The following is an 11,148-nucleotide window of genomic DNA, read 5'->3' as shown; positions in this document are numbered from 1 at the left end:
GGAAGGGGGAAGACCATGAGATCCAGGCAGGTTCTTCAGCTGTTGGTTGCAGCGATCTTCGTCGTCTTCGCGGGCACCGCCAGTGGCCAGACGCTTTATACTCTGTCCGTCGTGGCCAAGGGGACGTTCGATCTGGATCGACATTATCCCAAAGGGATAGGCGTCAGAATGCCGTTCAATTTTCATAGGATGTTGAGAACACCCCAGAACGGGGAGCGCATAAATTACTTTGTATTCAAGCCAAGCACGGACGTTCTCAAATTTATGAAATCGCTGTCGAAGAGCGATTTGTTTTCAAGGCTCGAGCCATGTTCAAGAGGTATTGACCAAGCTCTTTCCGACAGGGCTCAGACCATTGGCGGATCGACCAAGCCCATTTTTGGTCGAGTCGATCTGTTGCCGTATCTCAAGAGAAAAGAACTGATTCAATCAGATGGTTATGTATATGTCGCCATAGACAGCAACCTTCGAAACTACGTTTGGGACCCAAACGACTTCGGATCGGAGTGGGTGGCTGCAGCGGTAGAAAAACAGCAGCTTTGTCTGTACATCGGCGTTGGGCGGATGGGCTACTACAGCGCCCTAGCGTCGGTGCCTGTCAATGTAAGCCGTCTCGCAAAATTTGTTTTTCTGGACACCAAATAAACCGGGTGACTTGCTCAGGCGCGGGTCCCAAACGCCCGGCCATCGAACGAATAGGCGCCGGCGCCGGCCATTGCCAGCGCCAGAAAACCGCCTGATATGGCGATGTCCTTCATCAGCATCTGTGAATGCATGAAGGTCAGCGTCGGATCGTCGCCACCCTGGCCATAGTGGCCGATGAAGCCCGCCGCGATGCAGAACGCGGCAAGCAGGAGCGCCACGATCGGCGTCTTGAGGCCGACGAGGATGAGCAGTCCGGCGATCAGCTCGAACAGGCCCGTCGCCCAGGCTACGAGTGTTGGCAGCGGCAGGCCGAGGCCGGCAAAATAGCCTGATGTGCCGGCAACGTCAGTAAGCGCGTGGAAGCCGGACGGAACGAAAAGTGCGGCGAGCAGCAATCGGGAAAGCAGAAGCAGCGCATTGCGGGGCATCTTCACCTCCGTTGTCGACGGCCGCTTGGCCTGGCGCCCGATCTTAGCAGGTTTTCCGTCAGCGGACCGAAGGGCACAAACCGACAACGAAAAAGGGGCGCGGAAAATTCCGCACCCCTTTTGTCCAAGCAATGCTGGACTGCTTCAGCCGCGCTTGGCGTCGATCGAATAGGCGCCTGGGCCCGAGGAGGCCAGCACGAGGAAGCCGCCGGCAATCGCAACGTTCTTCAGGAAATTGATCATCTGCATCTGATCGGCCCAGCCGGTGTGGGCGACCAATGCGGTGGCAACGGTGAAGATCGCCATCACCCAGCCGACGATCCGGGTCTGGAAGCCGACGAGGATGGCGAGGCCGCCAAGCAGTTCGATCAGGCCGACGACAATGGCGGTCACCATCGGCAGCGGCAGGCCGAGGCTGCCGAAATAGCCGGCCGTGCCGGCAATCGCCGTCAGCTTGCCGAAGCCGGAAAGCAGGAAGATGACCGAAAGCAGGATGCGGCCGAGCAGGATCGTGCCCGAGGCGCCGGCGGCGGTGCCGGAACCGGCAAACGAAGTGTTGGTGGACGTGTTGGTGGACATGCGTAACTCTCCAGAAGGGTTTGGCCAAACGGCTTGGGATACCCGTCTAGTTAGCGCAGGCCGACTGTTCACCAAAGACGCCAGATTGGTTACGGATTGTTCACCCAGGTAACGTTTTCGCGATCAACTTACCCCGGATGCGTCATGTCCTGCGGCCGCACCAGCCGCTCATAGTCGGCTTCGCTGACCAGCCCGGTGGCCAGCGCTTCCTCGCGCAGCGTTGTGCCGTTCTTGTGCGCCGCCTTTGCAATCTTGGCCGCGTTGTCGTAGCCGATCGTCGGCGCCAGCGCGGTCACCAGCATCAGCGAACGGTCGAGTGCCGCCTTGATGTTGTCTTCGCGGGCCTCGATGCCGACGACGCAATTGTCGGTGAACGACACCGAAGCGTCGGCCAGCAGCTGTACCGACTGCAGGAAACAATAGGCCATCAGCGGATTGTAGACGTTGAGTTCGAAATGGCCCTGGCTGCCGGCGAAGCTGATCGCCGCATTGTTGCCGAAGACCTGCACGCAAACCTGCGTCATCGCTTCGCACTGGGTCGGGTTGACCTTGCCCGGCATGATCGACGAGCCCGGTTCGTTTTCCGGCAGCGACAATTCACCGAGGCCCGAACGCGGGCCGGAACCGAGCAGACGGATGTCGTTGGCGATCTTGAACAGCGCCGCCGCGCAGGCATTGATGGCGCCGTGCGAGAAGACCATGGAATCATGGGCGGCAAGCGCCTCGAACTTGTTCGGCGCGGTGACGAAATCGATGCCGGTGATCGCGGCGATACACGCCGCCACCTTTTCGGCAAAACCGACCGGCGCGTTGAGGCCGGTGCCGACCGCGGTGCCGCCTTGCGCCAATTCCTGCAGGCCGGGCAGGGTCAGTTCGATGCGCTTGACCGACGAGGCGACCTGCGCCGCATAACCGGAGAATTCCTGGCCGAGCGTCAGCGGCGTCGCGTCCTGTGTATGGGTGCGGCCGATCTTCACAATATGGGCGAAAGCCTTGGTCTTGGCCTCGAGTGCCGCATGCAAATGTCTTAGCGCCGGCAGCAGGTCGTGGATGATGCGCTCGGCGCAGGCGATGTGCATTGCAGTCGGATAGGTGTCGTTCGACGACTGGCTCATATTGACGTGGTCGTTGGGATGCACCGGCTTCTTCGACCCCATGACGCCGCCCAAAAGCTGGATCGCCCGGTTGGAGATCACCTCATTGGCGTTCATGTTGGACTGCGTGCCCGAACCGGTCTGCCAGACGACCAGCGGGAAATGCTCGTTGAGCTTGCCGTCGATGACCTCCTGGGAGGCCTCGATAATGGCCTTGCCGATCGCCGGATCGAGCCGCTTCAGCTCCATATTGGCCTCCGCTGCCGCCCGCTTGACGATGCCCAGCGCCCGCACGATCGAGGCCGGCTGCTTTTCCCAGCCGATCTTGAAATTGGCCAGCGAACGCTGCGCCTGCGCGCCCCAGTAACGGTCGGCGGCGACCTCGATGGGACCGAACGTGTCGGTTTCGGTTCTGGTCTCTGGCGCGCTCACGAAGTCTCTCCGGTTTGCAATTTGCAAACGGCGTATCGCGTTGCACAAATGCCTTCAAGCGGAGATTGCGGGTGACGGGAATGCAAATCGGTTGAAGCAGCGCCTTTTCCTTCTCCCCTTGTGGGAGAAGGTGGATCGGCGCGTAGCGCCGAGCCGGATGAGGGGTGTTGGAAGAAACGAGGCGTCGGCGATCCGTCCAGCACCCCTCATCCGACCGAGCTTCGCTCGGCCACCTTCTCCCGCAAGGGGAGAAGGAAGAGCGCGCGCTCCTCACCCCGCCGTGTATCCTCCATCCACGGCGAAGATTCCGCCGCTGGTCCATGCCGCTTCGTCGCTGGCGAGATAGACGGCGATGCCGGCAAGGTCGCCGGTTCGGCCGATGCGGCCGAGCGGGTAGCTGCGCTCGACATAGGCCTTGAGCTCGGCTTGCGCGGCCTCAGGCAGGTTTTCGATCGACCTGCGCCGCATCGCTGTGTCGACCGTGCCGGGCGCGATGGCGTTGACTCTTATGCCGCGCGGCCCGAGCTCGAAGGCGAGCGACTTGGTCAGCGAATTGAGCGCGCCCTTCGACAGCGAATAGAGGCTGGACGGCCGCTTCGGGATCATCTTATGCGCGAAATAGGACGAGATGTTGATCACCGAGGCCGCGCCCGGCGCGAGATGCGGCAACAGCCGCTGGGTGAGGAAGAATACCGCCGTGACGTTGAGTGCGAAGGACTGCTGGAACTGATCCTCGCTGACGGTTTCGAACGGCACAAGGAACGCCACGCCGGCATTGTTGACGAGGATATCGACAGGTGGGCCGCGCCTGGCATGCTCGACCACGGCATCGATGCCGGCGCTGGCCGACAGGTCGGCCGAAAGCGCTTCGACATTATCCCCGAGCTGCTTGCGGGCGGCGTCGAGTTTTTTGCCGTCGCGGCCGACGATCAGCACGTCCGCGCCTTCGCGCAAAAACGCCTCGGCGATTGCCAGCCCGATCCCGTCCGAGCCGCCGGTGACCAGTGCCCGTTTGCCGCCTAGTCTCATCCAACACTCCCGCGCACTGCCGCTTCCGCCGGCGGCATGAACCCCAGAGCAGCGCCGCCGGCACTCGGGGTCAAGTCGCCTGCCTATCCCACCGTATGAAACTTCGCCTCGTCTCACCGCCCAAGCAGCGATTGTGAGGTTGGCGACAGTCGCAAAGTCTCAGTCGGCTTGGCCATACGTGACTGGACGCTCTGCTCGAACACTTGCCACTCCGGGGAGGCAGCCAAGGCTGCCTCGTGGCGGGCATGTGCATCGGCGCTGGCGAAACCGGTGATGCTGATGAAGACGTTTTCGCTGGCCCGCACCGGCAGCCGCGGAAAGCTGTTTTCGGCATGCTCGGTAACGAAGGCGGCGAGCGGCGACGCGCCAAATGCGGCGAGCACCGGAAGGGCCGCGGTCTGGAAGTCATTGGCGAAACGGGCTTCCAGGCCCGGTTGCAATTGATGAATCCTGATGACAACAATTGCCTGCAAATCACTGCCTGCGCTCGGTTTTTCGAGGTCTGCCTGGGGTAATCGTTGCAATCCCGAGAGGTCTAGGCCGGCGCCTGGCCAGGCCGGCTTCAGCAGCAGCACGTCGTCGGATGAGATCATCGTGGCGTTGGCGGCGTCGCGCCAGGCAGCCCAGACCGGCCCGTCATAGAAGGCGGTCAGAGCGTTTTTCCGCGCTTCCATACCGTCAAAGCCGCGCAGCCAGACGAACATATCCGGCCGGTCGAGATCGCGGAACTGGCCGATGATGGTCATCCCCGCGGTTTCCTGGCCCTCGATCAGCTGATTGTCGAAGATGCCGATCAGTGTCTCGCGCCGGCCGGGTTTCAGCGTGTATTGCCTGAGTTCGACGACGGGCGAGGCGAGCAGATCGGGATTAGGTATGGCGTTCAAAGGCAGGTTCATCGCGCGAGCTCCAAAACAGGACAGTCATCCTGTTTTACAAAACAGACCGATTGTCCTGTTTTGTCAATCTGCTATCGTGTGAAGATGTCAGCAGAGATATCCGCTCGCCCAAGGTCGCGGGCTCAAAAACGCACCAACGACCCCGAAGGCATGCGCAAAAAGGTGCTCGATGTCGCCGAGGAGGCGTTTCAGGCACGCGGCTATCATGCATCCAGCATGGGCGACCTGATGGCGACGGCGGGCGTCACCGGCGGCGCGCTGCACCACCATTTCCCAACCAAGAAGGCGCTGGCGCTCGCAGTGATCGAGGAGCGGGTCGCCGCCGCCGTAGAAGAGACTTGGATCGCGCCGATGCGGATGGCTCCCTCAGCGCGCGAGGGCGTGCGCTCCGTGTTCGCGGCCGTCGCGGCGGAGCTGGAGCAGCAGGGTTTCGTGCGCGGCTGCCCGCTCAACAACCTGGCGCATGAACTGTCGCTTGCCGATCCGGATTTCCGCATTGCCCTTGCCGGCATTTTTTCGACCTGGCGTCAGGCGATCGCCGACAAGATCAGCGCCGACCAGCAGGCGGGCCGGGAGCTGGGCACCGATCCGCAGCGCTTCGCAGCGCTCGCCGTCGCCAGCTATTCGGGCGCCATGTCGATGGCCAAGACAGCACAGGACGCGAGCGTGCTGCGTGACTGCCTGATGGCGTTGGAGCAGGGAGTTATGTCGTCCAAGGCAGGAACGAGGCGACGTAGCAGGATACTGCACAGAGCCCTCTGACGCCGGCAGGACAGTCGCTCACTATGACCGAGGCGGGGAGGCCGAGCTCTTAATTCGGCAGCGGCTTGATCAGCTCGTAGCCGACCACGCTTTCGGCACTGGTGCCCTCGTCATAGCGCCTGGCCACAACTGCCTGCAGGTCGGGTGCGTAAAGCGCGGTAAACTCGTCCCGCATCTCGCCGGCCTCGCTCCTGATCGTCTGCTTGACCGCGAGCACGGAGTATTTGCAATCACCCAGGCTGAACGTCTCCTTGCCCTTGATGTTGATCTCCAGCGTCTCGGTGCCCTTCGGCGGCTTGTTCGGTGCGAGACGGCCAAATACGATCTTGCTCTTGGCACCCGCCTTCAGCGGGAACACCTTCCTGAGATCGGAAAACGGGATCATCGCCAGCTGCCCCGTGCTGCTGTCGCGAAACACCTCGATCAGCCCGCCGAACAGGTACTGCGACTGCGGCGATTGCGACTGGTATTTGTTGGCCACGGCAACCATTCCGCCCGCCGCCGGACGAAATTCGCTGTGGATGCCAGCCCTTTCGAGAATGAAGCCGGCCTTGGCCGATTTGGCGTCGATGCACCCGGCGCCATGCGCTGCGCTCGTCACCGCCAGAATCGCCATTGCCATGCCGATGGATGTAGCTTTCATGGCGTCCTCCTCTGCCCGCGCAAGTTGAATGCCGAAAGCAATGCCAGACCTGGGAGAACGTGTCGACACACTTTGCGAGCAACTGGACTGCCGGTCCGCGTCGTGCTGAATTTTAGCACATGATGCATCGTATTTCCGCCCGGCCGGTTTCCCGGCGCAGGTTCCTGATGAAGGCAGCGGCCGTTGCCGCGGCCGGCGCCGTTTCGCGCCCGGCCTTTGGCCAGACCGGCCAGCGTATCCCGCCGATCGACGCCACCTTCTTGTTTATCGCTGATGTCCATGCCTGCCGCACGGCGAACGGATTGAGCCCGCATTGCGAGCAGGAGGGCAAGACCGACGCTGCCTTGCTGCGCAACGTCGCCGCACTCAACGGCGTCGGCGACAGGCAATGGCCGGCTGAAATCGATGGCGTTGCCACCGCCCTGCGCTCGACGGGCAAAATCGGCACGCCGCTCGGCCTCGTCGTTGGCGGCGACATCACCGATGATGGCGGCGGCCAGATCACCCAGCCCAGCGAGGGCACGCAACTGCTTCAGTTCAGCCAGCGCTACCAGCAAGGCGTCGGCCCCGACCGCGTGCACATGCCGGTCTATGTCGGCCTCGGCAACCACGACCTCGACCAGAACGGCCCGCGCTCGCATGTCGACTGGTACCGCCGCGAAATGCGCGACTACGTCGAGGTCAACCACCGCCCCGGCGTGTTCTTCAAGCCGCCTGCGCCGGCGACCGACTACGATGTCGCGACCGATTGCTATTCATGGGATTGGGGCGGCCTGCATCTTGTCCAGACGCACCGTTTCGCCGGCGATACCGGCCATGGCGCCGTCAGCAGCCTGCCATGGCTGAAGCAGGACCTGGCGACTTATGCCGGCGACGGCCGCCCGGTCATCCTGTTCCAGCATTATGGCTGGGATACTTTTTCGATCGAAAGATGGGACGCCGCCGAGAAAACCTTCGACGACGGCGGCAAGGGTCCGCCCCACTGGTGGAGCGAAGCCGACAGGCAGGCGCTGCTGGCTGTGCTGAAGGGTTACAACATCGTCGGCATCTTCCATGGCCACCAGCACGCGACGCCGATAATCTACCGCCGCGACGGGCTCGATTTATTCAAGCCGAAGGCCGCCTTCATGGGCGGCTTTGCGTTGGCGCGGGTGACGGGAAACAGCATGGATGTGGTGCTGGGCGAAGCCGCCGGAGATCATGGCGAGGTCACCTTCACCAATGCATACAGCAAAAGCCTGACTTTCTGACGGGCAGGAGAGGGCCAAAAAGGCGGCCGAGCCGCCTTTTCCTGGTTCACGAAGGGCCGGCGTCAAAGCGCCTTCTTCACCTTCTCCTTCACGTCGCCGTAAGCCTTCTGCATCTTGCCGGTCGCCTTGTCGACGTCGCCTTCGGCCTCGGCGCGCCTCTTGCCGGTGGCCTTGCCGGCGGTCTGCTTGACCGAGCCCTTGGCTTGCTTGGCAACGCCGGCAACCTGATCCTTGTTCACCATCTCGCATCTCCTGGACCGTTCGCCTGGAGAAACGGTCGCGGATCGCTTAGGTTCCGGGTTCTGCCCGTCGATTGGGATAGCTTCCGGCCGCGAAGCCGACAGGATAGGGTGCACCAGAACGCCCGAACAGACAGGGCCGGAGGGACAATGGCTGAATTCACGCTCTTCCTCGGCAACAAGTGTTTTTCGTCGTGGTCACTGCGGCCGTGGCTGGCGATGAAGTATCTGGAGATCCCGTTCGAGGAAGGTCTTGTGCGCCTGCGCACGCCCGAGACCGCGGCCAATCTGGCCAGGATATCGCCGACCGGCCAGGTGCCGGTGCTGAACCATCGGCTGCCGAATGGCGAGGTCCGGATCGTCTGGGAAACCCTTGCCATCCTTGAATATCTCGCCGAGCTGTTTCCCGGGAAAGAGCTTTGGCCGGCCGACATCGGCGCCCGCGCGCTGGCCCGCTCGGCGGCGACAGAGATGCATTCCGGCTTTCGCGAGGTCCGCTATGGCTGGCCGATGAATTTGCGCCGGCCAAAAGGCTACAAGCCGCTCGACGCCGAAGGTGAGGCACAACGGGCGCGCATCGAAGGGCTATGGCGCGAATGCCGCGAAAAATACGGCAAAGGCGGCCCGTTCCTGTTTGGCCATTTCACCGCGGCCGACGCCATGTATGCGCCGGTCGTCACCCGCTTCGACACCTATGGCGGCACGCTGACAACCGATACCCGCGCCTATGTCGACGCCGTGCTTTCGATGCCGGCGATGCGCCACTGGTATGCCGAGGCGGCGAAAGAGCCTTGGCCGGAGCCCGGCCCAGACGAATAGAGCCGAGCAACCGGCAAACTGGTCTTCCACTTCGCGGCCCGCGGCCTATCTGAAGATCGGGCTGGGGCCTTGGAGACTTCACAATGACATCTGTTTCTTCCGCACTGGCCGGCAAGGTCGCACTCGTCACCGGCGCCTCCTCGGGCATCGGCGAGGCAACGGCTGTGGCACTCGCAGCCGCCGGGGCCAAGGTGGCGATTGCCGCACGCCGCGCCGATCGTCTCGAAGCGCTGGCCGCGCGTATCGAAGAGGCCGGCGGCGCTGCGCTCCGCATCGAGGCTGACGTCACCAGCAACGACGATGTCACCGCCATGGTCGACAAGGTTGTCGCCGAATGGGGCCGCCTCGACATCCTCGTCAACAATGCAGGTGTCATGCTTCTGTCGCCGGCCGCCGATGCCGAACTCGACGACTGGCGCCGCATGGTCGAGCTCAACCTGCTGGCGCTGATGGGCGTCACCAAGGCGGCGCTGCCGCATCTCAGGGCCGCCAAGGGTCACATCGTCAATGTCTCGTCGATCGCCGGACGCGTCGCCAATCCCGGCGCCAGCGGCTATGCCGCAACCAAGTTCGGCGTCGTCGGCTTTTCCGAATCGCTGCGCCGCGAAGTCTACGCCGACAAGGTTCGCGTCACCGTCATCGAGCCTGGCCTTGTGCGCACCGAACTCGGCGACCATGTCACCAACCCGGCGGCGAAGGCCGGGCTCGACCAGCGGCTCGCCGCCATGGAGGCGCTGACCGCCGAGGACATCGCCGCGGCCATTCTCTACGCCGTGGGCCAGCCGGCACACGTCAACGTCAACGAGATCGTCATCCGCCCGACCGACCAGGAACGGTGAACGGCGTCAGATATTTTCGCTACGCCTCAAATCCCGCCCGCAGGAAATCGCCACACTCCTCGACCAGCCGCGACGGGTCCCTCGCGAGGTAGACGCCGAAATCCGCCATCGGCGCCGGCGGCAGGTTGAAGCGTCCGTTGAGGCTTTGGCAGTCGGGCGGCAGTCCTTCCTGCAGCAGAAGGCCGATGCCAAGCCCGGCCCTCAGCGCCGAGATCAGTGTCGCGAAGGTCGACACGCGGCAGCCGATCTTCCAGCCGATCCCGGCCTCGGCGAGCGAGGCCAGCATCCTGTCCTGCCAGGAGCAGGCGCCTTCGAAGATGATCAGCGGAAGCTCAACCTCGTCATCGATCTCGATCATGCGGCTTGCCGCCCAGACCAGCTGTCGTGACAGATGGCCTCGCGGCGCCTTTGTGAAGCGCGCCGGATCGGCCATGACGATGTCGCATCTTCCTTCGCCCAAAGACTTGCTGAGATCGCTGCTGCTGGCCGACGTCAGCTCGATCTCCACGGAAGGATGCCGGCGGCGGAAGTCGGCGATGATCAACGGCAGCCGCGTTACCGCCAAATCCTCGACGATGCCGAGCCGGACACGGCCGACCAGCCTGCGGCCTTCTATCTCGCGCCTGGCATCGTCGCCGATCGCGATGGCCTTGCGGGCGAAGGCGAGCAGGATCTCGCCGGCCTCGGTCAGCGTCACGCCGCGCGGCGAACGGCGCAGCAGCTCGGCGCCGACTTCACCCTCGAGGCGCTGAAGCTGCATGCTCACCGCCGCCTGGGTGCGGGCAAGCCGATCGGCCGCCCGGCTCACCGTTCCCGTATCGGCCACGGTGACGAAGGCGCGCAGCAGCCTGACGTCGATATCTCCAGTCATAAGAAGTCCTGATAGCTGTGTCAGCACTATCAGGCTACCTGAAAGCCCGATCTGAATTCAAGGTCCGCTCGTCCAACGAAAACAGGAGCAGCCACCTTGTCCTACAGAAGAAGATTTGAGGAGCTCGGTGTCGCCTGGCCGTCACTCGAGCGGCCCGCTTTGCCGTTCTCGCCGACGGTTCGGGTCGCCGACATCGTCTATGTCTCCGGTCAGATCCCCGAGATCGGGCAGGAGATCGCCGCGATCGGCCAGGTCGGCGCAGAGATCGATCTGGCCGCGGCGCGGAATGCCGCCCGGCTCTGCGCGGCCAACATCGTCTATTGGCTGGACAAGGAATTGGACGGCAATCTCGACCGCGTCGTGAAATTCGCCAAGCTGACCGTCTATGTGAACGCGGCGGCCGGCTTTGCGGCCTATTCGGAGGTCGGCAACGGAGCATCCGAATTTCTGCTCCATGTTTTTGGCGAGCGTGGCGAGCATGCCCGCTGCTCGCTCGGCATGGCCGGCTTGCCGGCCAATGTTCCGGTCGAAGCCGACGCCATTGTGCATGTCCGCTGATGCACGCCCAAAGCATGCACTCAGGGCTTATCCGGGAGTGCGCAGTGAAACCAGAGGGGGCTTG

At 63.1% G+C, this 11,148-nt stretch carries 14 protein-coding genes; 6 read left to right on the top strand and 8 right to left on the bottom strand.

The annotated features are described in order from the left end of the window. Positions 1-15 precede the first annotated feature (15 nt). Positions 16-645 carry a hypothetical protein gene (locus NKI67_RS16285; protein WP_352645972.1) on the top strand — a complete coding sequence of 210 codons (630 nt, stop codon included), beginning with the start codon at positions 16-18 and terminating at the stop codon, positions 643-645. Between the two features lie 14 nt (positions 646-659). Here the strand turns inward: NKI67_RS16285 and NKI67_RS16280 are convergent, their stop codons facing one another. The 5 genes from NKI67_RS16280 to NKI67_RS16260 all read right to left on the bottom strand — a co-directional run bounded on the left by NKI67_RS16280 (position 660) and on the right by NKI67_RS16260 (position 5,103). Next, positions 660-1,073, bottom strand: coding sequence for a DoxX family protein (locus NKI67_RS16280; protein WP_023677623.1), 414 nt, complete (start codon positions 1,071-1,073; stop codon positions 660-662). 144 nt (positions 1,074-1,217) lie between these two features. Continuing rightward, positions 1,218-1,652, bottom strand: coding sequence for a DoxX family protein (locus NKI67_RS16275; protein WP_023677622.1), 435 nt, complete (start codon positions 1,650-1,652; stop codon positions 1,218-1,220). Positions 1,653-1,780: 128 nt separating this feature from the next. Next, the gene (gene fumC / locus NKI67_RS16270) at positions 1,781-3,178 is read right to left on the bottom strand and encodes a class II fumarate hydratase (RefSeq protein ID WP_352645970.1); all 1,398 of its coding nucleotides are present in this window, start codon (positions 3,176-3,178) and stop codon (positions 1,781-1,783) included. 270 nt (positions 3,179-3,448) lie between these two features. Next, the gene (locus NKI67_RS16265) at positions 3,449-4,207 is read right to left on the bottom strand and encodes an SDR family NAD(P)-dependent oxidoreductase (RefSeq protein WP_023677620.1); all 759 of its coding nucleotides are present in this window, start codon (positions 4,205-4,207) and stop codon (positions 3,449-3,451) included. A 113-nt stretch (positions 4,208-4,320) separates the two neighbouring features. After that, positions 4,321-5,103 carry an NIPSNAP family protein gene (locus NKI67_RS16260; protein WP_352645968.1) on the bottom strand — a complete coding sequence of 261 codons (783 nt, stop codon included), beginning with the start codon at positions 5,101-5,103 and terminating at the stop codon, positions 4,321-4,323. A 150-nt stretch (positions 5,104-5,253) separates the two neighbouring features. Between NKI67_RS16260 and NKI67_RS16255 the strand changes: the two genes are divergently transcribed. Next, positions 5,254-5,865, top strand: coding sequence for a TetR/AcrR family transcriptional regulator (locus NKI67_RS16255; protein WP_352595764.1), 612 nt, complete (start codon positions 5,254-5,256; stop codon positions 5,863-5,865). A 49-nt stretch (positions 5,866-5,914) separates the two neighbouring features. Here the strand turns inward: NKI67_RS16255 and NKI67_RS16250 are convergent, their stop codons facing one another. Then, positions 5,915-6,508, bottom strand: a complete 594-nt coding sequence (locus NKI67_RS16250; protein ID WP_352645966.1) for a hypothetical protein — start codon at positions 6,506-6,508, stop codon at positions 5,915-5,917. Between the two features lie 119 nt (positions 6,509-6,627). On the opposite strand from NKI67_RS16250, the gene NKI67_RS16245 reads away from it, so the two are divergent. Further along, positions 6,628-7,758, top strand: a complete 1,131-nt coding sequence (locus NKI67_RS16245; RefSeq protein ID WP_352645964.1) for a metallophosphoesterase — start codon at positions 6,628-6,630, stop codon at positions 7,756-7,758. Between the two features lie 62 nt (positions 7,759-7,820). Here NKI67_RS16245 and NKI67_RS16240 read toward each other — a convergent pair whose 3' ends face one another. Then, positions 7,821-8,000 carry a CsbD family protein gene (locus NKI67_RS16240; protein WP_031212003.1) on the bottom strand — a complete coding sequence of 60 codons (180 nt, stop codon included), beginning with the start codon at positions 7,998-8,000 and terminating at the stop codon, positions 7,821-7,823. Between the two features lie 147 nt (positions 8,001-8,147). On the opposite strand from NKI67_RS16240, the gene NKI67_RS16235 reads away from it, so the two are divergent. After that, positions 8,148-8,816 carry a glutathione S-transferase family protein gene (locus NKI67_RS16235; protein ID WP_352645962.1) on the top strand — a complete coding sequence of 223 codons (669 nt, stop codon included), beginning with the start codon at positions 8,148-8,150 and terminating at the stop codon, positions 8,814-8,816. 83 nt (positions 8,817-8,899) lie between these two features. Beyond that, positions 8,900-9,655, top strand: a complete 756-nt coding sequence (locus NKI67_RS16230; RefSeq protein WP_023677613.1) for an SDR family NAD(P)-dependent oxidoreductase — start codon at positions 8,900-8,902, stop codon at positions 9,653-9,655. Between the two features lie 19 nt (positions 9,656-9,674). Here NKI67_RS16230 and NKI67_RS16225 read toward each other — a convergent pair whose 3' ends face one another. Beyond that, on the bottom strand, positions 9,675-10,526 hold the full coding sequence (locus tag NKI67_RS16225; RefSeq protein ID WP_023677612.1) for a LysR family transcriptional regulator: 852 nt from the start codon (positions 10,524-10,526) through the stop codon (positions 9,675-9,677). A 96-nt stretch (positions 10,527-10,622) separates the two neighbouring features. Here NKI67_RS16225 and NKI67_RS16220 point away from each other — a divergent pair, with 96 nt between their 5' ends. After that, entirely contained in the window at positions 10,623-11,084 is a 462-nt protein-coding gene (locus tag NKI67_RS16220; RefSeq protein WP_023677611.1) for a RidA family protein, read from the top strand. Positions 11,085-11,148 lie beyond the last annotated feature (64 nt).

The organism is Mesorhizobium sp. M0408 (assembly GCF_040321495.1).
Classification (GTDB): Bacteria; Pseudomonadota; Alphaproteobacteria; order Rhizobiales; family Rhizobiaceae; genus Mesorhizobium.
This window is presented reverse-complemented; position numbering and strand designations above follow the sequence as displayed.